General features: G+C 48.2%; 19 protein-coding genes. 8 read left to right on the forward strand and 11 right to left on the reverse strand.

All coding sequences use genetic code 11. From position 1 onward, the window contains the following. Positions 1-113 precede the first annotated feature (113 nt). Genes AC0YNZ_RS19280 through AC0YNZ_RS19290 form a run of 3 tightly spaced genes read left to right on the forward strand, consistent with a single transcriptional unit; the run spans position 114 to position 5,025 of the window. Positions 114-1,883, forward strand: a complete 1,770-nt coding sequence (locus AC0YNZ_RS19280) for a sensor histidine kinase (protein ID WP_475828146.1) — start codon at positions 114-116, stop codon at positions 1,881-1,883. Next, a complete protein-coding gene (locus AC0YNZ_RS19285) occupies positions 1,871-3,490 on the forward strand; it encodes a response regulator (RefSeq protein ID WP_475828147.1) in 1,620 nt (539 codons plus the stop codon). The genes AC0YNZ_RS19280 and AC0YNZ_RS19285 overlap by 13 nt, the downstream gene beginning before the upstream one ends. Positions 3,491-3,495: 5 nt before the next feature. Beyond that, positions 3,496-5,025: an ABC transporter substrate-binding protein gene (locus AC0YNZ_RS19290; protein ID WP_475828148.1), complete on the forward strand. Its 1,530-nt coding sequence runs from the start codon at positions 3,496-3,498 to the stop codon at positions 5,023-5,025. A 144-nt stretch (positions 5,026-5,169) separates the two neighbouring features. Here AC0YNZ_RS19290 and AC0YNZ_RS19295 read toward each other — a convergent pair whose 3' ends face one another. Together AC0YNZ_RS19295 and AC0YNZ_RS19300 are read right to left on the reverse strand one after the other, a co-directional pair. After that, complete coding sequence (locus AC0YNZ_RS19295) at positions 5,170-5,952, reverse strand: Cof-type HAD-IIB family hydrolase (protein WP_475828149.1); 783 nt, start codon at positions 5,950-5,952, stop codon at positions 5,170-5,172. Between the two features lie 153 nt (positions 5,953-6,105). Further along, positions 6,106-6,555 (reverse strand): SRPBCC family protein, encoded by a 450-nt coding sequence (locus tag AC0YNZ_RS19300; protein ID WP_475828150.1) that lies wholly within the window; start codon positions 6,553-6,555, stop codon positions 6,106-6,108. Between the two features lie 126 nt (positions 6,556-6,681). On the opposite strand from AC0YNZ_RS19300, the gene AC0YNZ_RS19305 reads away from it, so the two are divergent. Both AC0YNZ_RS19305 and AC0YNZ_RS19310 read left to right on the forward strand, forming a co-directional pair. Further along, positions 6,682-7,488 (forward strand): DUF6597 domain-containing transcriptional factor, encoded by an 807-nt coding sequence (locus tag AC0YNZ_RS19305; protein ID WP_475828151.1) that lies wholly within the window; start codon positions 6,682-6,684, stop codon positions 7,486-7,488. A 167-nt stretch (positions 7,489-7,655) separates the two neighbouring features. Next, complete coding sequence (locus AC0YNZ_RS19310) at positions 7,656-8,474, forward strand: hypothetical protein (protein ID WP_475828152.1); 819 nt, start codon at positions 7,656-7,658, stop codon at positions 8,472-8,474. A gap of 116 nt (positions 8,475-8,590) precedes the next feature. Here the strand turns inward: AC0YNZ_RS19310 and AC0YNZ_RS19315 are convergent, their stop codons facing one another. The 5 genes from AC0YNZ_RS19315 to AC0YNZ_RS19335 form a co-directional block, all read right to left on the reverse strand. After that, the gene (locus tag AC0YNZ_RS19315) at positions 8,591-10,171 is read right to left on the reverse strand and encodes an ATP-binding protein (protein WP_475828153.1); all 1,581 of its coding nucleotides are present in this window, start codon (positions 10,169-10,171) and stop codon (positions 8,591-8,593) included. 184 nt (positions 10,172-10,355) lie between these two features. Further along, positions 10,356-11,498, reverse strand: a complete 1,143-nt coding sequence (locus AC0YNZ_RS19320; protein ID WP_475828154.1) for a bifunctional cystathionine gamma-lyase/homocysteine desulfhydrase — start codon at positions 11,496-11,498, stop codon at positions 10,356-10,358. 1 nt (position 11,499) lies between these two features. Beyond that, positions 11,500-12,423, reverse strand: coding sequence for a PLP-dependent cysteine synthase family protein (locus AC0YNZ_RS19325; RefSeq protein WP_475828155.1), 924 nt, complete (start codon positions 12,421-12,423; stop codon positions 11,500-11,502). Positions 12,424-12,907: 484 nt separating this feature from the next. After that, the gene (thrS, locus tag AC0YNZ_RS19330; RefSeq protein ID WP_475828254.1) at positions 12,908-14,821 is read right to left on the reverse strand and encodes a threonine--tRNA ligase; all 1,914 of its coding nucleotides are present in this window, start codon (positions 14,819-14,821) and stop codon (positions 12,908-12,910) included. A 384-nt stretch (positions 14,822-15,205) separates the two neighbouring features. After that, a complete protein-coding gene (locus AC0YNZ_RS19335; protein WP_475828156.1) occupies positions 15,206-15,988 on the reverse strand; it encodes an AraC family transcriptional regulator in 783 nt (260 codons plus the stop codon). 105 nt (positions 15,989-16,093) lie between these two features. Between AC0YNZ_RS19335 and pyk the strand changes: the two genes are divergently transcribed. Continuing rightward, a complete protein-coding gene (gene pyk, locus AC0YNZ_RS19340) occupies positions 16,094-17,509 on the forward strand; it encodes a pyruvate kinase (RefSeq protein ID WP_475828157.1) in 1,416 nt (471 codons plus the stop codon). Between the two features lie 456 nt (positions 17,510-17,965). On the opposite strand, the gene AC0YNZ_RS19345 is transcribed toward pyk, so the two are convergent. After that, the gene (locus AC0YNZ_RS19345) at positions 17,966-19,042 is read right to left on the reverse strand and encodes an NAD(P)H-dependent flavin oxidoreductase (RefSeq protein WP_475828255.1); all 1,077 of its coding nucleotides are present in this window, start codon (positions 19,040-19,042) and stop codon (positions 17,966-17,968) included. 163 nt (positions 19,043-19,205) lie between these two features. Between AC0YNZ_RS19345 and AC0YNZ_RS19350 the strand changes: the two genes are divergently transcribed. Together AC0YNZ_RS19350 and AC0YNZ_RS19355 are read left to right on the forward strand one after the other, a co-directional pair. Beyond that, positions 19,206-19,496: a hypothetical protein gene (locus AC0YNZ_RS19350; protein ID WP_475828158.1), complete on the forward strand. Its 291-nt coding sequence runs from the start codon at positions 19,206-19,208 to the stop codon at positions 19,494-19,496. A 258-nt stretch (positions 19,497-19,754) separates the two neighbouring features. Further along, the gene (locus tag AC0YNZ_RS19355) at positions 19,755-20,129 is read left to right on the forward strand and encodes a hypothetical protein (RefSeq protein ID WP_475828159.1); all 375 of its coding nucleotides are present in this window, start codon (positions 19,755-19,757) and stop codon (positions 20,127-20,129) included. A gap of 42 nt (positions 20,130-20,171) precedes the next feature. On the opposite strand, the gene AC0YNZ_RS19360 is transcribed toward AC0YNZ_RS19355, so the two are convergent. From AC0YNZ_RS19360 to AC0YNZ_RS19370, 3 genes are all read right to left on the reverse strand, one after another. Continuing rightward, positions 20,172-21,590: a DHA2 family efflux MFS transporter permease subunit gene (locus AC0YNZ_RS19360; RefSeq protein ID WP_475828160.1), complete on the reverse strand. Its 1,419-nt coding sequence runs from the start codon at positions 21,588-21,590 to the stop codon at positions 20,172-20,174. 4 nt (positions 21,591-21,594) lie between these two features. Beyond that, a complete protein-coding gene (locus tag AC0YNZ_RS19365) occupies positions 21,595-22,020 on the reverse strand; it encodes a MerR family transcriptional regulator (protein ID WP_475828161.1) in 426 nt (141 codons plus the stop codon). Positions 22,021-22,151: 131 nt separating this feature from the next. Beyond that, positions 22,152-22,541 carry a hypothetical protein gene (locus AC0YNZ_RS19370; RefSeq protein ID WP_475828162.1) on the reverse strand — a complete coding sequence of 130 codons (390 nt, stop codon included), beginning with the start codon at positions 22,539-22,541 and terminating at the stop codon, positions 22,152-22,154. Positions 22,542-22,656: the final 115 nt, after the last annotated feature.

The following is a 22,656-nucleotide window of genomic DNA, read 5'->3' on the forward strand; positions in this document are numbered from 1 at the left end:
TCCGGTATAAAAATTATCACAAATCCGACTTCTTTGAAGTTTCTCATATTGGTTTGCACAGATTTCGATTATATTAATGTCAAAGACATTCTTCGCAAAAGGCAGGCCACAGCATGATCAAACGTCATAAGCAGCTGTTCCGCTCCATTCGATTCCAGCTTGTTGCGGGATTTATTGTCGTCATTGTCCCCTTAATATCCCTTCTAATTTATAGCAATTTTTATGCCATCGAAGTTGTCCGAAATCAAACCGCCGTCACTCACCAAACAACGATAGAGCTTTTTATGAACCAAATTGACCACAGCTTGGAGGAAGTGGATCAATACTTATATTCCATGGCCGTACAAGAAACAGATTTGATATACCTTCGGCTTTGGGAAGGCGATAACCATGAAGACTATAATAAAGCGAAGATAAGAATGTACAATAAGTTAAAGGCAGACCGAAGCCGCATAAATCAAGTTGACGTATTCTTCATTTATTCCCCGGCCAATGATGATTTGCTGAAGACATCACTAAGAGCCTATTCCTTCGCTGACCGAGAATTGATCACAGCAGAAATACGACATCTATTCGAGGACAATAGGACACTCGATTGGAATCAGGGGAACTGGTCTGTCTTGAATTTCAAGCAGCATTATTTCTTATATCGCGTCCTCTACACGGAGGGGGTTTATATCGGGGCGCTGGTGAGAGCGGACCAACTGCTGATTCCACTCCAAGACATTAGCCATTCGGAGCGTAGAAAAACGTTACTCACTACAGATCAAAATCTCCCCATGAATGATATGGATTTTATCCATGGAGACGCTAATCTGGATTTAGATTTCGGAAACAGCACGTATAAGTTAACGGGAACCGATCAACGCTACTTACTGATCGGCACTGCTTCCAAGAAAGGAAATTTCAATCTTGTCTCATTAATACTCGACAGCTCCATATTGGAACAACTGCCTTATTGGCAGCGTGTTTTTTCCATCGTCTCGGCAGGAGCGGTTGTTCTGGTTCTTCTATTCCTGGTCTTACTTCGCAAAATCATACTGACACCGATAAGAAAAATGGTCACTGCCATGCAGCGGGTATCATTTGGCATCTGGGATTCGAAAATCAACCATAAATCGAACTCACTTGAATTTGAGCTTATGAACAGAACATTCAACAACATGGTTAATCAAATCGAAACCTTAAAAATTAACGTTTATGAAGAACAGCTGAATCATCAAAAGGCCGAACTTAAGCATTTGCAGTTCCAGGTGAATCCTCATTTTTTCTTAAACTCTTTAAACATTATCTATAATCTTGCAAGGGTGCAGGACTATAACTTAATTAAGGAAATGACAATGTACCTGGTCAAATATTTCCGTTATACCCTTCGCAGCAGCACGTCTCAAGTCCATGTAAAGGATGAACTCGATCATATCCTAAACTATTTAAAAATTCAGGAGATGCGCTTCCCCGGAAGGTTAACCTTTGCCATTTCCGCTGAGGAAGCCGTTCTCCGCCATTTCGTTCCGCTGCTTATTATTCAACCTTTTGTTGAAAATTCCGTTAAATACGGGTTCGTCATGAATCAGCCCCTTCATATCGCGGTTGAAGCAGCTGTCCTTGAGCATGAAGGGCGAACCTACACTCACATCTCTATAAGAGATAACGGCAAAGGCTTTCCGGAAGACATACTAACTCGAATTCAAGAAGAAACGCTTATTGACAATGAGCAGGGAGAGCATATCGGGATATGGAATGCCCAACGCAGGATCCGTCTGGCTGAGCCTTTTCATTCCAGCATAACGATTACAAACGGGACAACTTCGGGTGCCCACATCATGATTCAATTACTGCAAGACGAACTAGAAAAAGGGGGCGCCGCGGGATGCAATTACTGATACTAGATGACGAATTACATGCCATACGAGGTATAGAAGCTGAACTGGACCAGGAGAAACTTGGGATATCGGTCCTTCATACCGCCCTTCATGCCAATCAAGCGAAAGAAATTTTTCTTAATTTTCCTATCGATATTTTGGTCTGTGATATTGAGATGCCGGAAATCAACGGCCTTCAATTCATGGCATGGGTTAAGGAGCATTCTCCGCTTACGCAGTGCATTATCCTGACTTGTCATTCCGATTTTCATTATGCCAAAGAGGCCGTCCACCTTGGGAGTATCGAATATTTGCTCAAACCTACCACTACGGAAGAACTGGAGGGTGCTATTCATAAAGCCGCTGAACAGCTGCTTAGATCCCGGGAGCAGCAATTCCATCAAACCTATCAGGAAGCATATGAATTATGGAATAAATACCAGCCGCAGCTTATTGAGCGTTTTTGGTCCGACTTGATTAACGAGAATATTCCCGCCCGCCCTGATTATATCCGCGAGGCCGCACAAAACTTGGCGCTGAAAGACCTGCTTGATCATTTGTTTGTTCCTGTGCTTATACGGGTTGACCGTTGGTACAGAAAGTGGACCGAACGAGAAGAGATGATCCTGCGATATGCGCTCATTAATGCAGCCAACGAGTGTTTAACGGCATATACGGGGAATGGTCAAACGATTCAATTAAATAATGGGGAATTCGCAAGCATTCTAATGCTGGATATGGAGGACTTGAATACAGAGCAGCTCGCTGAAGCCTGCTTCACTTACATCAGTTCCTGTAATCAATATTTCTACTGCGACTTGACTTGCTTTATTGGCGCACCCGTTGCCATTCACGAATTACCAAACATGCTGAAGAATTTGAATGAGTTCTCTCAAAACCAGGTATGGTCCAGAAATAAAGTACACTTCTACTATGAATACGGACATGAAGATGTCTTCGAGCTTTCCGTACCTTCGATGTCTTATTGGCAGGAATTGCTGCAGGCCGGCCATGAGGAACTGCTGGAGGCGGAGCTCGGACAGTTTTGGGACAAGATATCCAAAGAAGGCCGAGTAGACAAAGCCTATCTGGAACGCTTTTATCATGACTTCCTTCAAATGGTTTTTTACACCCTGCAGTTGAAGGAATTACAAGCTCATTTGATCTTCGCAGAACCTGAGCTTGCCAAATATGCTTCAATCGCCACCCGCTCTGTCTTTCACCTGCAAGAGTGGATTCATCACTTGATCAAGCAATCCATCCTTCATATGCATTCGGCGGAAGAAACTAAAAATGTGATCAGTAATGTGAAGAAATATATAGCCGACAATCTGGACCAAGACCTGACAAGGAAACAAATCGCAAATCATGTATATTTAAACCCTGATTATTTGGCCAGAATCTTTAAAAAGGAAACGGGATTTTCCATCCTTGATTACGTAATGAAGGAACGTTTAGAGGCGGCACGAAAACTTCTGCTTCAGACCGATTTTCCAGTCAGTACGATTGGTGAACGCGTGGGCATCCCCCATTTTTCCTATTTCTCAAAACAATTTAAGAAGCATATGGACATAAGTCCTCTGGAATACCGTCAGCAGAGTCGTAACTTTACCTTGAAAAAAGGGTGACAATTATGGAGTGGGTAACAAAATCTTTGAAATATCCATTTTTTTTTGCTTGTCTGATCATGATTTTACTCGTCATGTCAAGTTGTTCCATTGTCCGAAGCACACGCTCGCCAGCTCCATCGGTAAAAGATGAATTACCTGAAATCGTCTTCGCTTTCAGAGAAGATCAGCCAAGCCCTGATTTGCAGGAAGTCGAAAAAGAAGTCAATCGGCTGGTCTCGCAGAAGCTGGGGGCACGAATACGCCTGCTCCCTCTCAGGAAGGATAGTTATTACCAGCAGATTCAGTTTATGATGCTCAAAAAACAAGCGATTGATTTATTTGTAACTATGAATTCACCGATCAACAACAGCATGATAAAAAAAGGTTATGTGTTACCCTTAAACCAGTTGATTCGCCAATATGCGCCGGATATCCAACGTTCAATCAAGCCTGAACTATTGAGTATCCTTGATGTAAACGGCGAGCTTTACTCTATCCCCAGTATCCGCGATTGGGCTGCCGGCTATGGCATTATCATGCGTAAGGACTTGATGGAGAAGTATAAATTTCAATCGGAAGAAATACGTACGTTAGACGACTTAGAAGAAATTTTTCGAACAATTAAATCCAAGGAAACAGGCATCTATCCCCTTGTTCCATTACACAATCCTTCGATTTATTATGTAATGAGGAGTTGGTATGATTCCCTTGGAGATAGACTTGGCGTACTTCCAAACGATACAGATAGTCTGAAGGTTGTTAATCTCTTCGATACCGATCAATATGAAGAGGATATCCGCCGAATACACCGATGGTATACCGCCGGATACATCCCAAAGGATGCAGCAATAAGTACAGATAATGGTCGAGAGCTGATTAAAGCGGGGTCAGGTTTTGCTTATTTCTCACCGGTAAAACCAGGTGTGGAAGAACAGGAGTCCCGGTTAACAGGGATGGAGATGGTTGCAATTCCTTTAACCGATTCTATTATGACTTCAGACACGATCAAGGGATTTGGCATGGGTTTGGCCGCTCATTCCAGACATCCTGACATCGGAATGAAATTGATTAATCTGCTGTATTCAGATGCAAGTCTTTTAAATTTACTTAACTATGGGATCGAGGGAAAACATTATATTAGGGTAGCGAATCAAACGATAACTTATCCTGCCGGCAAGAATATACGCAACGTGGGATATTGGTTTAGTAATTACGAAGTGGGCAATCAATTCCTCACTTATATCTGGGAATCATATAAGCCTGATATTTGGGAGCAAACAGCTCTTTTTAATCAAGAAGCTAAACAATCCAAGGCATTAGGATTTTCCTTTAACGCCGATCTCGTTCGCACCGAAATATCAGCTATACAGGCTGTCCTGGATCAATATCAGGACGGACTGGAAACCGGAACCTTAGATCCTGATGTTACGCTCCCCGAGTTCCGTGCCGCTCTCCGGGCAGCCGGGATTGCGAAAGTGATAAAAGAGAAGCAAAAACAACTTAATATCTGGTCAGACCAGCAGAGCAAACTTAAACCAGAGGTAACGAAATAACAGGTTAATGGAAGCTGCTTAAGAAACAGCATTCGATCAAAAGAAACGGCGGTACAGGAACCTCCTCCTGCACCGCCGTTTCTTTATCTTTTCATTATCGATCAAAGTTAAATTAACGCTTTTGAGAAAGCCGCTTTCTCCTACTTATACGGTTTGCAATAACCCTGCTTCTACCAAACCGTTCCGGATGCCCTGCTCGTCGACATGCGTTGTCACATAATTAGCGAATGGCAGCAGCTCAGGATGCGAGTTGCCCATGGCAACTCCGAAGCCGACTGTCTCCAGCATCTCTTTGTCGTTCAGTCCATCGCCGAAGGCAACGGCATCGGCAGCTGTAAGGCCCAGCTTTTCCAGCAGCGCTTCAATCCCCTGCGCCTTCGAGCCGCCGGCTGGCAGGACATCAATAGCCTGCGGATGCCAGCGAATGAGCTTTAATTCGGAATGCAGACCCTCATACAAGTGCTCCTCGTGGCTCTCGCAGTGAAGAAAGACTTGATAGATCTCATCTGTCTTCCAAAACTCCGGATTGTAGCCAGGCAAATCGACCTTTAACGAATTAACCGATTCTATTATAAAAGGATGATCCTCTTTATCGGCGAAGAAGCTGTGCTCTCCTTCAAATACGAGACCGTGATTATTCTCTGCGGCTGCCTTGACGAGCGCCTCCAGACGGCTCTTCTCAATCTCGCGTTTATAAAGCGGAGTTCCCTTGTACACGACATAGCCGCCATTTAAGCATACGAATGATTCGATACCCAGCTGCTCAGCGAGCTTCTTAATAAAGTAAGGCGCTCTGCCCGTTGCGATGACCGGCTCAATGCCGCGTTCCTTCAGCTCCGCAATGGCTTTAATCGTATCCGCCGGTATTTCCTTCTGCTCATTGATTAACGTTCCGTCGATATCAAAAAAAACGATTTTATAGCTCATTCTGTCTTCTCCCCTATCCGTAGTTGCAGACAAACGACGCCTGTCCTTTTTATACAGTATAAAGAATCATGATCAGAAAAGAAATCACTACTCGCAGAATAAAACAAAAAATAGCATCAGCGGCTGCCGATGCTATCTATTTCCCCCTAATGCTTACCAGCCAAAGTCCAAACCTTTGCCCGTCTCGACGTAAGTCTTCAGATTGCTTAGAATCATCCACCACTGGCTGTCGACCGTTTCCAGCGACGGATGGTTTTCAGTAAACTTATTATTGATCAGAGCAAGCTTGGTTGTTGCCCCGACTGCCTCTAGCGTAAAGGTAATGGTGGATTCCAGCTCCGCATGATTCGGACTATACGAAGGGCCCGGATGTTCCAAGACGCTAAACATTTTATTCGGCTCATATGCTAAAATAGTACCGTAAACATGTACGGTCTCATCGCCATCCGTACCAGGGCCGACGTATTGGAAGGACGCTCCTGCTTCGAAAGCAGAATGAATGACGCAGCCAAAAAACGTTTGACGCGTTCCTTCCGGCGATACAAACGCATCCCACACCTGCTCGGGCGCTGCACCGATATAAAACTCATATTTAAACTCCATGTGATACACTCCTTCTATCTTCTATTTTCAAGCAAACTTCCATTTGTTTCTATCTGCAGTATAATGCTATTCGAATGGCTGGTATTGTAAAAACGCGACAAATCGACCGATAGGAGAGATTCATATATGAAAGCAACGGACCAAAAGCGCAGCATGGGCATTTTACAGCTAAGCGAGGGCGAAAAAAAATTTCAGCTTACGCGCCATGCTCCCTCCGGACCGCTCCAGCATTTCGTGAAGCACTATTGGATCGTGAGCTGGGATTTGGAAGGCCAAGCCCCTTATTTGCAGGACGTCGTTCCGAATCCATGTGTCAATATGGTTATGGAAGACCATAGAAGCGGCATTTATGGCGTCGCCAGCCGTATGTATACGAAGAAAATTGAAGGCAAAGGACAAGTGTTCGGCGTAAAATTTCAGCCCGGAGGGTTCTATCCCTTTATTAAATCACCGCTCTCCACGCTTACGGATCAAGCCCTATCTGTTGAGTCTGTTTTCGGTATAGATGCAGTAGGCTACGAGCAGCAGCTTAAGTCCGAAACTAAGCCGGCCGGCATGATCGCGCTGACGGAATCGTTATTGTTGCAGCGCCTTCCCGAACAGGATGAAGCGATTAATGTCATTAATCAAATGATCGCGCGTATTCTCGAAGATCCTGATCTGACCAAGGTGGAGCAGCTCTGCGGCTTATTCGATATAAACAAAAGGAAGATCCAGCGCTTATTTAGCCAGTACGTCGGAATTAGCCCTAAGTGGGTCATCAAGCTGTATCGGCTGCAAAATGCGGCTGAGGCCATGGATTCCGGCAGCCATAATGACCTGCTTAAGCTGTCTGCCGATCTCGGCTACTATGATCAATCGCATTTCATTAAGGACTTCAAATCCATTATCGGCAAAACGCCGGAAGAGTATGCCAGATCGTTAGCCTTGTAGCTCGCCGGACGGCTTGACTGCGGCCCGGAGCATCCTGTATATTGGTAGAAATCAGTTAAATAAGCACGGCTTACGATGGAAGCACCCGTAAGAGATGGCGTATGACGCCTATCTTGCAGGTGCTTTTTTTGCGTTGTTTGCCCATGCCAAAGGAGGCTTCATAAATCATGCGTTCACTTTCAAGATTAACCGCAATCGGGCTCGTCCTCTTACTCGCGCTTGTTAGTCCCGCTGCCATTGCCGCCGCTTCGTTCGAGTTCAGCGTTACGGCCAAAACCGCTTTTGACAAAATGAAAGGAGCTGCGGATAAAGCGACAGCTGCCAAGCTGTCGTCGCAATACGCTGAACTGCAAACCATACAGAAGCAGTCGGCCGACTGGGATACGAGAATAGACAATCTTCACTACCGGAATGAGGAAGCTATCCTCACAACGCGCAAGCGAATAAAAGAAGTAGACGCAGAGAAGCTGCGGAGGCTTGAGGCAGCCGTAACACAGGCTAAACAGAAATATGAGCCCTTATTCATCCTCTATGATTCGTTGAACCAGCAGCTGAGCATCGCGAAGTCATTCAAGGACAAGACACTGATCGGATTGCTTAAGCCGCAGGTTGAAACGGCAAAGGCGGCCGTCCAGCTTGCCAAGCTGGATATTCGCAGCAAGGAAGCGGCGCTTAAGACTGCAAAAGCAAACGCCGCTAAGACCATAAAGAAGCTGCGGGGTCTTCTGAGTGAGATCGACCCGGTTAAGGTGAAAATCAAAGCATCAAAAAGCTCCATCAGCCGTACAAAACAACAGTTTACGACCGAAGCCGCTATTTTAAACCAAGTGGTTAAAAAGGGGGATTCGACAGCGGCTTTAAGCTCCTTTACGAGGATGCTCGCCTATATGAAGCAGATTAACGACCATAAGCAAAAAATATACGCGTACGAGCAGCAAACGATGAGCATGATCGCAAAGGTCGACGCGCAGCTAGCCGTGAATTGAATGATTTGAAATCAGCAGAAAGCGCGTCTCGGAAGTCGATGGCGCGCTTTCATTTAAGACGCTTAACAGCTGCCCTCATCGGCTTAGTACCGCATAGGGCCGTCGTCTCTAATTCTTTATATGCCGGGGAACAATACTTCTACCGTCGTCCCGACGCCTAATTCGCTCGATATGGCCAGACGGCCTTCATGCGAAGAAACGATTTTATCCACGATCATCATGCCGAGGCCGTTTCCGTCTGGTCTTGTCGTATGAAAGGGCTGCCCGATGCGCTGCAGTACTTCATCCGTCATTCCGACGCCGTTATCGGTAAACCGAATCCGCTGGTAGCCATCAACGACATCCAGCCGAATGTTCACCTCGCCGCCGAAGGGCAGAGCCTCCAACGCATTTTTCAAAATGTTCAGGAATACCTGCTTCACTTGATCACGGTCGCATCGAATCAACTTCATATCTCCAAATTCACTATGAATCCGGATGCCGTTCATTTCGAATTGCATTTCAAACACGGAGATGGCCTCTTGCAAAATGATCACGCATTGCTCTTCTTTATATTCAACCGCCTGCGGCCTTCCTAATATTAAAAACTCGCCTACAATCGCATTCATACGCTCCAGCTCAGACATCATGACGTTGTAGTGGAGAGGATTGGTCGTTTTGCTGCACAATTGAAGCATACCCTTGACCGTAGTCATCGGATTGCGAATTTCGTGCGCGATGCTGACTGCGATCTGGCCTGCAAATCCTAATTTCTCGGTATTCCGCAGCAGCTCCTCCGTCATCTTCATTTCGGTGATGTCCCGCAGGCTGCCTACCACCCGGGTGAGCCGATGCTCATTATCGTACACAGGCACCACATCGAGTATATAATAATTTTGCGAATTTCTTACATTAATCGCTACCTCTACGCCTACACACGGCTCCCTATGCACAATAACGCGTTCAAAATAGTCTCCAATCATACTCAATTCAAACACGCTCTTGCCTAAGAAGCTGAACTTACCGTACTGGGCATTACCGAGTATTACTGCGCTATTTTCATTTATTTCCACAATACTGCCCAGCGCATCTGTAATAATGACACCATAATAATTGGTTTCCAGAAGAACCTGATTCAGTATTTGCAGCTGGGTATTATGTCTGCGTAACAGAAGCTCCCGCTCAATGGAATCGACGATTGTACATAAGAGAGCAAGCAAATGAGGATGGGCGAATTGGATGCTGGTCATTAGCGAAATGGTACCCAGCAGCTCGCCGTTATCCTCCTTGTGGAATGGAGCGGTGTAGCAAGCAAGCCCATGCAGCACCTTATGGTAGTGATCCTCGCCTTTGAGCTGAATAGGCTGATTGTACCGTAAGCTGAAATCGACCGCATTGGGACCAAGCTCTTCCGAGAATCGCACTCCCTCTGTAATCCCCAGCTGACGCACTGTGCTAATAATAGAAGCGTCGCCTTTGAATTCCAGAATATAACCCTCGTTATCAGAAATCGCGACGAAGAAAGGATCACCGGATACAGAGGAAAGAAATTTATCGACAAAAAAACCGATAACCTCGATCGCTTCTTTATAATGGCTTCGCTGCGCTTCCAGTTCCGTACCGGAAAACCATTCTGTATGAATAGGCAGCTCATCAGGATCAAGGCCCTGCAGCCGGCATTTGTTATGTGCTTCTTTGATTCTATCGTTATTCATCATCTTGTACCAATTAACCTTTCCAGGAGGCTAGCATCAATATTGTTGTACGTACCAATATTCTAGCTTGACCGTTCACAATCCTTCCCAATTTTATTAAATTTCGCTTGTAATTGACGTGTTTCTCCAAAATTGAGATTTGAGCTTGATCACGCTCCAGCTTATTCAGCCATAAATGCCCATTCTTTCATGATTTTAAGCTCTGCTTCAGATCTTCTACCAGATCCTCGCTATCCTCGATGCCGACCGAAATGCGGATTAAGCCGTCGGTAATGCCAAGCTGCTCCCGCCTCTCGCGCGGGATCGAGGCATGCGTCATTTTCGCGGGTACCGATATGAGGCTCTCCACGGCTCCTAAGCTTTCGGCCAGCGTAAAATATTTCAGCTTTTTGAGCACTTCGGAAGCTCTCTCCGCACTGCCTACGTCAAATGAAATAATGCCGCCGAAGCCGCGTGCCTGCCGTTTAGCCAGCTCATGCTGCGGATGGGAGGGCAAACCGGGATAATGGATGCTCTTAATACCCGGGACTCCCGATAAATATAAATAGGAGACGATTGCCTGGGCATTTTCCTCATGGGCTTCCATGCGGAGGCCAAGCGTCTTTAAGCCGCGCATAAGCAGCCATGAATCATGAGGTCCAAGCACGGCGCCCACTGCATTTTGCACAAAATGAAGCTCCTCGCCCAGCTTATCGCTGTTCACCACGGCCAGACCGGCGACTACATCGCTATGGCCGCCAAGATACTTCGTTGCCGAATGCAGCACAATATCGGCTCCAAGCGCAATCGGCGTCTGCCAGTAGGGCGTGCTAAACGTATTATCGACGATAAACAGCAGGTTCCTGGCCTTGGCCCAGCCGGCCACTGCCGCAATATCCGTAACTTTAAGCAGCGGATTCGTCGGTGTTTCTACGAACAGCGCCCTCGTATTTGGCTGAACCGCTTTATCGATTTCTTCCAGATTCGTCGTATCTACGAAGGTCGCTTCCATGCCGAGCCGGTTCAATACCTTCGTGACGATCCGGTACGTTCCCCCGTACACATCATCGGTCAAAATAATATGATCCCCCGTGCTCAGCAGCGAAAAGACGGCGTGGATAGCCGCCATTCCCGAGCTGAAAGCAAATCCTCTTGCACCTTCCTCCAACTCGGCAATATACTGCTCCAGTGCGTGACGCGTCGGATTGCCGGTGCGCGAATATTCATAGCCTTTATGAACGCCGATATCGTCCTGCTTATAGGTGCTTACCTGATAAATCGGAACGCTGACCGCCCCCGTATGCGGATCAAAGGGATTTCCTCCATGAATAAGCTTTGTTTTCCGCCTCATCTTAAGCACCCCCGTTGTAAATCTGTTTGCTCAAGTACCTGTCGCTGCCATCCGGGAAAATAGTAACGATACGGCTGCCTGGAGGTGCGGCCTCCGCCTCGAGCAATGCAGCATGCAGCGCGGCGCCCGATGAGCTGCCGACAAGCATGCCCTCAAGCTGCGCCAGCTCCTTCACCCTGGCAAAAGCATGCTCATCCTTAATCGTATGAATCGCATCGAAATACGAGCTGTCCATGAACGGGGCCAGCTTCTCGACGCCGATTCCTTCCGTCAGGTGCGGACCAGGCGCTCCGCCGCCAAGTATCGAGCCTTCCGGCTCGACTATAACCGTCTTCACCTTTGGATTGCGTTCCTTCAAATATTGGGCCGTTCCCATGAAGGTGCCGCCCGAGCCGGCTCCGGCGACAAAAACGTCGATCCCGCCTTTCAAATCACGCCATAGCTCCGGGCCGAGCGTTTTATAATAAGTTACCGGGTTCACCGCATTGGAGAATTGCCTAGGCGAATAGGCCCCCGGTATTTCCTTAACAAGCTCCTCCGCCTTCTGCACCGCGCCCGTTATGCCCAGCTCGGCCTTTGTATTCACGATTTGCGCGCCAAGTGCTTTCATTAGCTGCTGCTTCTCGGTACTGAACTTGTCTGGCACGACAAAGATCGTCGATACGCCGCGTCCGATTGCCGCCAAAGCAAGCCCTATCCCCGTATTGCCGGCCGTAGCCTCTATAATGGTACCTCCGGGCTGCAATTGCCCGCTTGCGAATGCATGATTCAGCAGCTCGATGCCAAGCCGGTCCTTAACGCTTCCCCCCGGATTTTTGTACTCAAGCTTCGCATACAGCCGCACGCCTTTTGGCAGCGTATAACCCCTAAGCCGGGCAAGAGGCGTGTTGCCAATTAGCTCGTGGACATTTCGATACATAGCCATCCGCAGTCCCTCCTAAGATATCCTATTTCCTGCAGCGCTCATCCGTTAATTGGTCTATTCCCTTCATCATATGATGCTGCTTCTCTTTGTGTTTCGCAGATTGTCTATTATTCTCGCTCCCCGGCATTGCCGGTTGCCGGTTGCCGTTGCTTGCTGCCTACTGCCGGTGAGCTATATTGCACGTATGCACGATCTTTTGTTTTTTCAGGCTAACGAAATGAGCTATTCTGCACACTCGCAATATAGCCGGCCTTCTCGATCCGATAGGTTCCGATTTAGAGTCTCTACAGAGCAACAGTGCAAGATAGACTCGCATGTCTGCTCAAAACCGGCTTCTATGAAGCGGAATTGCAATATAGCTCATCCCAGAAAGCAAAGCTGTGCCCGTCCGAGAAGGCTAACCTCCCTTTCACAAAATAAAAAAAAGCGAGCTATGCCATTACATCAATGGACATAGCTCACTTCTCTCGTCTTTCTGCCGCAATTATAACTTAGCCTGAATCTCATCCTTGATACGCTGTGTTATTTCGCCGATAGCCAGCGATCCGAGGTCACCCTTGCCCCTTTTCCTCAGCGCGACTGTACCTGTATTTGTCTCGTTCTCGCCCAGCACGAACGTGTAGGGAACCTTCGCAAGCCCCGCTTCGCGAATCTTATAGCCAAGCTTTTCATTTCGCGAATCCACCTGCGTGCGAATGCCCGCTTCGGCCAGCGCTTGCTTAACTTGCAAGGCATAATCGATATACTTCTCCGAGACAGGCAGAAGCTTAACCTGAACGGGAGCCATCCACAGCGGAAAAGCGCCCGAGAAATGCTCGGTCAAAATACCGATGAACCGGTCGATCGAGCCGTACACGGCGCGGTGAATAACGACGGGCCGATACTTCTTGTTATCCTCGCCAATGTAGGCCAAATCGAACTTCTCCGGCATTTGGAAATCAAGCTGGATCGTGCCGCATTGCCAGCTGCGCTTGAGCGCATCAAGAATGTGGAAGTCGATTTTCGGGCCGTAAAATGCGCCGTCGCCTTCATTCACGCGATATGGAATGCTGCGGCTGTCCAGCACGCTGCGCAGCGATTGCTCCGCTTGATTCCACAGCTCCTCGGAGCCCATGGAATCCTCGGGCCTCGTCGACAGCTCGATCTTGTATTCGAAGCCGAATACGCCGTAAATATGATCGATCAAAGCAATCGTACGGCTAATCTCCTCTTCAATCTGATCAGGCCGAACAAATAAATGGGCGTCATCCTGACAAAATGTACGCACGCGCATCATGCCGCTCAGCGCCCCCGAATACTCGTGCCGGTGAACCTGGCCGAATTCCGAAATCCGAATCGGCAGCTCCCGGTAGGAGTGCAGGCTATTTTTGAAAATAAGCATATGCCCCGGACAGTTCATCGGCTTTAGCGCATAAGTCGTATCGTCAACTTCAGTAAAATACATGTTTTCTTTATAGTGGTCCCAATGCCCCGATTGCTCCCACAGCCGGTTGTTCATCATGAACGGCGTCCGTACTTCCTCATAATCCCGCTGCCGCTGCAGCTCGCGGACAAAGCTCTCCAGCTCCATACGAATCGTCATTCCGTTAGGCAGGTAGAACGGCATGCCCGGCGCCTCCTCAGAGAACATGAACAGCTCCAGCTCCTTGCCCAGCTTGCGGTGATCACGTTTCTTCGCTTCCTCGAGCAGATGCAGATGCTCCTCCAGCTGCGCCTTCTTAGGGAAGGACGTTCCGTATATCCGCTGCAGCATTTTGTTGTCCGAATTTCCGCGCCAGTAGGCACCGGCGACGTGCTGCAGCTTGAACGCTTTTATCCGCCCAGTCGACGGCAAATGCGGGCCCCGGCAAAGATCGGTAAACTCGCCTTGCTCATACAGCGTAATAACGGCGTCCTCCGGCAAATCGCGGATCAATTCCAGCTTAAGCGGCTCTTCCAGCTGTGAGAAAAGCTCCCCCGCTTCCTCGCGGCTCACTTCACGGCGCTTAATGGGCAGGTTTTCTTGAATGATCTTGTTCATTTCTGCTTCAATTGCGGCAAGATCATCGCTCGACAACGGCTTCTCGATGTCGATATCATAATAGAAGCCGTCTTCAATGACGGGGCCGATCCCCAGCTTCACAGCCTTATCCCCATAAACGCGTTTAATGGACTGCGCCATGACATGAGCTGTGCTGTGGCGGTAAAGCTGAAGCCCTTCCGCTCCTTCGAGCGTTACAATCTCTACGTGACAGCTTGCTTGAATAGCGCAGCTCAAGTCGACAAGCTTGCCGTCCACTTTACCCGCCACTGCGTTTTTTCCGAGTCCCGCACTGATGGATTCGGCGATTTGCCCCGCAGTCGTTCCTTTCTGATACTCCTTAACTGTTCCATCCGGTAATGTAATCGCAATACTCATCATGCAGCCTCCGATCGAATTAGTAGAACGCAAAAAAACACATCTCTCCACAAAGGGACGAGTGCGTTCAGCTCGTGGTTCCACCCTCATTCGATCTGCTGCTTATGCAACTGGCTAACCGCCAGACCATTAGCTGGAGCAAGATCCTTATTGAGCATCCGGTAACGGGGATGAAACGGTGTTATTTACAGCCGCATAAGTAGACTGCGGGTTCAATAACACGGCTGCAAAGGGGTAATTACGCAATCGGTTGCTGGAGAAGCTCTCAGCCATGGCCTCTCTCTCTGGACAGCCCGTACAGGTAATCATGTCTTTGGTCAATGCCTATTTCTGGATAAATTGTAATCCGAATATTCCGAATAGTCAATATAGCAAAGTCCCGCTTTAAACCGTTGAAGACCGCTCATGCAAAAAGTCCGAAGGCGATCTTCCCGTGCTGCGCTTGAAGATGCGGTAGAAGTAGGATACGTCGTTATAACCCAAATAGTCAGCGATTTCGCTGATCATAAGCTGCGATTCGGTCAGCATATAGACGGCCGTCTTCATCCGCTGATTGTGCACGTATTCGCTGATCGTCTGGTTGGTAACGGCTTTGAACAAGGTCGCAGCGTAATTCGGCGTCGTGCTGATGACATCCCCCAGCTCCTCTTTGGTCACCTTCTCGCGGTAATGGGTCGATATATACTGCCTCATGCTGTCCACTCGCCGATGCTTCTCGGAGGAGATCATGCCGCGGTCCATCTCCTGATTCAAATAAATTAAGACCTCCGTCAGCAGCGCCTCCGCCATCAGCTCGAAATAGGCGGGTCTCTCCTTATATTGAGTCAACATCCCCTTGAACCGCTCCTGAATAACCTCAAAGCAGCCGAGTCTTTGCTTAAGCGGCTCCTGCAGCTGAAGGAGGGGCAGTCCGCGCTCCGAAGCGCTTTTACGAAAATTGGCTGCATACTTCGTGTGCACGACTGTTGGAATGCTTTTTCCATAGTACGGAATATGGCTTGGTATAAGGAGCAGATCGCCTTTCTCCAAAATAATCTTCTCCTCGTTTACCCAATAGACACATTTCCCGTAGGTCACAAGCGAGAGGTGAAAGGTTAGCTTGCGCCTCTCTCCCTCCTCATACCAATCCGCTCCGTTGTCCTGATGTACATCCGAAATTGCAATCATTATGAACGCCCCTCAAAACTGTACTATAGTACATTCATTATACTATAGTTCTCATTCTCTTTCGAGCTTTCGCGTTACAATGAAAAAAACGAGGAGGCCTGCAACATGCTTAAAACAAAAATTATTTGTACAATGGGTCCCGCTTGCGACTCCGTTTCAACGATTAAAGAAATGATCCAAGCAGGAATGACTGTTGGCAGACTGAATATGGCTCACGGCGAATTAGAAGATCATGTCATGCGAATGAATAATATACGGCAAGCCGCGCGGGAGCTTAACACATTCGTGCCGATTATGATGGACATTAAAGGTCCTGAGGTACGGATCGGCAAGCTGAAGGAAGCTTCTTGCGAGCTGGTTATCGGCGAAGAGCTGATTCTAACGACTGAGGATGTGCTGGGCGATGCGGCTCGTCTGCCGGTGAATTATGCCGAGCTGCCGCTTGTCGTTAAGCCGAATGACCGGATTCTGATTGACGACGGGCTCGTTGATCTTACGGTGCTGGCCGTAGACGGAAATGACATTCGCTGCAAAATCGTTAGCGGCGGAACATTGAAGCCGCGCAAGGGCGTCAACCTGCCAGGTATTAAAACGACGCTTCCTGGCGTAACGGAGCGCGACGTGGTGCATATCCATTTTGGCATGCAGCATAATGTCGAGATCATTGCTGCTTCATTCGTCAGAAAAGCTGAGGATATTTTGGAAATCCGCCACATTCTTGAGGAAGCGAATGCGGGACATGTGCAAATCATTTCCAAAATCGAAAATGAAGAGGGCATGAGCAATCTCGACGCGATCATCGAAGCTTCCGACGGCATCATGGTGGCGCGCGGAGATCTTGGCGTAGAGGTGCCGATTGAAGACGTACCGATGATGCAGCGTGAAATGATCAACAAATGCAACCTGGTTGGCAAGCCGGTTATCGTTGCTACGCACATGCTGGAATCGATGCAGGTGAACCCGCGTCCGACGAGAGCAGAGGTTAGCGACGTTGCTAATGCCGTTATCCAAGGCGCAGACGTTGTGATGCTCTCCGGTGAGACGGCTGCCGGCAAATATCCGGTTCAATCCGTACGGACAATGGCTTCCATCGCGAAAAAAGCGGAATCCATGATCGATTACAATGAGCAGTTCGATAAAAAGAGATCACAGCAAAGCACGAACATTACCGAGGTTATCAGCCAAGGCGTCGTCAGCTCCTCGCTTGAGCTGAGCGCCAGAGCGATTCTGACTTCGACAGAAAGCGGCTTTACTGCGCGCATGGTATCCAAGTACCGTCCGAAGGCACCGATCATCGCGATTACACAGCATGACAATGTGCTGCCAAAAATTTGCTTGCTCTCCGGCGTTATCCCGGTTAAAGGCGATAGCGTGACGACAACCGATGAAATGTTCGAATCCGCAACGCGCAATGCCAAGCTGACCGGACTGATTGAAGCAGGCGACACCATTGTCCTCTCTGCCGGCGTTCCGATCGGCCAGGCAGGCGCCACTAACCTCATTAAGGTTACGCAGGTTTAGAAGCTTATACTCGCGAAAAAAGCGTAAGCGGCTTGCATCATTGTTGCGGCATTAGCTCGGATTGATCTACCGGCATCCGCCATTGCGCTTAGAAGCTCGATTGGATCGATTAGTTCAATTAGATCGATTGGCTCGATTGGCACGATTAGCTCGATAAGTCGGTTAGTTCGATTTTGAGCATCTAATTTCGTTTTTAAAATGATTGACCGCCGATTAGCTCGATATCATCGACTTAATCGGGCTTTTCTGAAAAACAATTACAAACAGGGCCATTTAAGTCGACAAAATCAACTTAAATGGCCCTGTTTTTCGGAACAGCTCGGATTAGTTCGCTTAAATCTACTTAATCGGTTTGCAATAATGACAGTATCCGGGCATATCCGCAAAAACCGTCTCCTGCCCGGAGTTAATTGGGTCATAAAGCTGCGGCGTCTGAGGACGGCGCAGCTTTTATGTTTACAGCAGCAAAGTACGAGCCTGCTCCATCGTCTCCGCAACGATAGCTTCTGCGCTTTGCCCATTGGTGAGCAGCCTTGTCGCCTGGCCCGCCCAAAGGGACATATAGTCCGCATTGCTTTGCTGGGCGGCTGCACTTCTAATATCTCTTGTCGCCGTATTTTGCGTAGGGAAAGGCAGCGGCTCTAAGCCGCTCGCGTCCCATTGCCTAATAAATTCGTTGCGGACGCCTCGGGCTGGACGACCGGAGAAGACTTTAGTAATAACAGTGCTCTCTTCCGTGCTTCCCAGCAATGCCTGCTTGTAAGCGGCATGCGCGCCGGATTCAACCGCTGTCAGAAACCGCGTTCCCATCTGTACGCCCTGCGCGCCAAGAGCAAGGGCGGCAACAAGGCCGCGTCCGTCCATTATGCCTCCTGCTGCTATAACCGGAATTCTCACTTGATCGACCACCTGCGGAACCAGCGCAAAGGTGCCGATATTCGCGCCCATCGGATGGATAGATACATCAAACGTTCCCCGGTGTCCGCCTGCCTCGCTGCCTTGCGCAACAACCGCATCGCAGCCCGACTGCTCGGCAAGGAGCGCCTCATGAACGGTAGTGGCCATCGTTACCACTTTTATGCCGGCCGCTTTGGCTTCACGCATAAACGGTTCCGGCAGCACGCCGAATGCCGTACTAATGACAGGCACCTTTTGCTCCAATAATACCGCGATCTGCTCCGCAAAACGATCCGGCGTTTCAATAGGCTCCATAGCGGCGTGAGGGATGTTAAGCGCGTCGCGGGCCCGGTTCAGCTCAAGCTGGGCTCCCTCTATTCCCGCATTGCAATCGGACATTTGAACAGCAAATAGATTCACGGCAAACGGTTTGTCCGTTAGCTTACGAATTTCCTCAATCGCATCGCGAATCGCATCAGGCTCCATGTAGGCGGCGCCCAGCGTGCCAAGACCGCCGGCATTCGACACAGCGGCCACCAGCTTAACCGTGGACGGCCCCCCTGCCAGCCCGGCTAGAAACAGCGGATAGCGTATCTGAAATATTTTACAAAGCTCCGTTTGGAGTCGAATACTCATCATTGATCCCCTCCTCGATCACATAGTGTTCCTTCCTTTACTGCATGCAGCAATCGCAAGACTTTCAAGAAGCTTTCACAATATGCATGTTTCCGCGCTGCTTGTAGAGCATAATATATAATAACAAAGCATTCGTTATGAAGCTAAGGAGGAATGAACCTGTATGAAAAAGGAACATACTGTCTATTTCAAGGTTGTTCATGGCGCGGAAACGAAGCTGTTAACCGGACTCATCTACTTGGAAGAAAATTCGCAGCCAACGGTTCAGGATTACGAGGAGTGCCTGAAGCAATGCGGCCATGATGTACATATCGAGAACAAAGAGCAGTTTATTTTTCGTTCCAACAATGACGATTATGTAATCGATGTGCTTGAAAACTACAAGAAAAACGACAGGGATCTGAATGCCGACCATCTCGCCCAAAGCTTTATAAAAAAGACGACCTTCCTTTAGCCGCCCTTACGGCATGCTGAAAAGCTCGCAAATCAGCAAGAAAGCTGTTCCAGGTCACATGACCTTACGGAACAGCCTTTTTATTTGGAACAAAACAGACCGTTTGCTGCTATTACAGTTCCCAAAGTACCTATTCCATTATAAGACCTTGGAAATATTTCCATATGGTATCTGTTATGCTATGCTTCTCATAGTATTAAATACGCCCAGAAATATTAGAAAGCGGCGTCTATCATGATCCATGAAAGTTGGTGATTCGTGAGTACCGGTGAAAGCATCTCACTAGTTGTCGTCATCCTCGTTTCTTTGCCGCTTTGCCTGCTCGCCATCATGGTCATCAGGCAATCGTTCCAGGATAATCGGGAAATCAAACATATTTTAAAGAATGGCATCCCCTTCGACGCAACCGTAAGCTCCATTCGGCAAACCAATACAGAAATCAACGGGCATCCCGAAGTTTTTATCGGTTTAACGATTCCCAGAGAGCATGCCGAGCCTTACCGCGCAATCATTAAGACCGTTATTTATATGGTTAATATTCCGCAGTATCAGCCCGGCCGCAAAGTTAAGGTGAAGGTGCTGGAGAGTAACGGTAGAATCAAAGTCGCCTTGGAGGGCGCACAAATGTTTTAATTACGATGCAATAAGAAAGAGCGCCGCAATCGGCGCTCTTTCTTATTGCATGACAGCCGGCTTCGGTTTCCGCAGCAGTAGTATAAGCGGCAGAGAGGCGATAATAATGATCGTCCCCAAACGGAACACATCCTGAACGCTAAGCGAGAGGGCAACGGTTTTGGACAATTTCCCCGCCTCCAGGTGAGCTAACGTCTGCGCGGATAATATTGAACTGAACAAGCTGATCGACAAAGCCGATGTCCCCTGCCTGATCCAGTTCATGACCGCAGAGGCATGGCCCGAGTTGACGCTAGGCACGGCGGACATCGCGGCATTCGTCACCGGCATATTGCTGAAGCCTATGCCAATATAACGAATCGCAACCCATACCGTAATGAATAGTGCGCCTGTAGCCACATTCGCATGACCGAGCTCCCATGTCGATATTCCCATCAGAAGCAGACCGATTAGGATCAACCTCGAAGGCCCAACCTTACCGTACAGCCTGCCTGCCGCAAGCGATATCAATACCATCGCCAGCGTGCCTGGCAGCATCACCATCCCGGTTGCAAAGCTTGATTCTCCTTTAATATTTTGCATGAAGATCGGAACCAGCAAAGTGCCGGCGTACAGCGATATCGTAATGCAACAGTTTAAAATAAGCCCGTTCGTAAACCGCGGAATTTTCAACACGCGCAAATTGAGCAAGGGATTGCTGACCCGCAGCGTTCTCAGAACGAAATACGTGAGTACGAGTATGCCGCCTGCGATCAATCCCAGCGTCTGCCAGCTTGCCCAGCCGAAGTTATGGGCCTCGCTAAACGCCACTAATAGCGCGCTGGTACCGGCAAGCACCGCGCCGAATCCGATCCAATCGAGTGAAATACCACTGCTTAAGCGATAATTCGGGATGAACTTGGCGGCCACGATAACGGCGATAATGCCGATTGGAATATTCATGAAAAACAAGGACTTCCAGCCGAATATTTCTGCGAGCCATCCGCCAATCGTCGGGCCGAGCGCAGGGGCGAGCATCGCCGATACACTCCAGAAGCTGACGGCAACAGCCTGCTTCTGCTTCGCAATCGTTTGATAAATGATTGTCATCGTTGTGGGCATAATAATGCCGCTGAAGAGACCCTGCAAAATCCGGAAAACGATGAGCGATTCGATGCTCCATGCGAAGGTACACAGCAGCGAAGCTAAAGTAAAGCCCGCTAACGCGGTAACATAGAGTCTTTTGTAGCTCCACTTGTCGCCCATAAAGCCGATAACAGGGGCGATAATGCCCGTAGCCATCATAAAGCCCGATAACATCCACTGGACCGTATTTAAGCTGGCCTGAAAATCATCCATAAAGATGGGCAATGCCACATTTATCGTGGTTGTACTCAGTGAAGCCATGAAATTACCGAAAAATACGGCTATCATAATCGTCCAAAATGACGCTGCTGCTTTCTGTGAGGTTTCCACATTCATACTCCTATTCTTGTAGTTGATCAATAGCTTTCAATACGCGTTTTTCCTTTTCGATTAATTCCTCTTTAAATTGCTCCAACCGCATGATCTTCGTACCGATCATCGTTTTTTCTTTTTGCAGCACCTCCAATATTTCGGTCAGCTTCAATCTGCGTGCTTCGCGATCCTCTGTCGTGCGGTATTCGCTCTTTTGCTGCTCGATAAGCGTTTGAAACGCAAGGTACTGCTGAATCTCCGCAAGCGAGAAGCCAAGCACCTCTTTCACGAGCAATATTTTATTAATTTTTTCTATATCCTCTTCCGAATACATCCGAATACCGCCTTGCGTTCTCTCCGGAGCGGAGATCAGGCCTATATCCTCGTAATACCGAATGGCTCGTTTCGTTAATCCCGTTCGCTTCGCCACTTCTTCGATTTTCAGTAATTCCAATGCGCCGCACCTCCGTCATCTTCTGTTTTAAGCATACCCATAGTTACAGTTAACGTCAACGTTAACTTTTGCTATAAAAAAAGAAAGCACAGCTATCGTGCTTTCCGCGGAGGTAAACCGTAAAGCGATCATTATTTTCTGCTCTGCCTTAATAAGAGAAAAACCCCTTCGACGATCAAGCCGAGGATAAAGCCTGCCGCCACCGCTTCTAAAAAAACGATGAAGCTGATCAGATCCTCCCAGCCCGTCAGATCCCGGGAATAAATGGCCATCAATATAAGACCGATTACTGTACCCAGATTAGAAAGCAGCCACAGCCTCCTCGCCCCAAGCCAGCCGGTAAAGCTGAACAAAAAAGATAATACGACAGCAAGAATCATAAAGCGGAAAGCATGAATGCCTGTAAATGGCTGGCCTAAGATCAGAAAGCGAATAATCCACAACAAAATGCTGATCAGCAAGGAGGACACTCCAGCAAATAGCCACCATTGACTGCTTCTTGCAGCGGGAATCCAGCGCATCTGAGATAACCCCTCTCCTTTAAAACGTTCTTATTTATTTAAACGTGTAAAGCGCTTACTTTGTTTCGTTCTCCACTTAAGTCCAGCTTCCCCGTTCTTATTCTATTACTTGCCT

It is taken from the genome of Paenibacillus sp. J2L1-98, assembly GCF_056269405.1.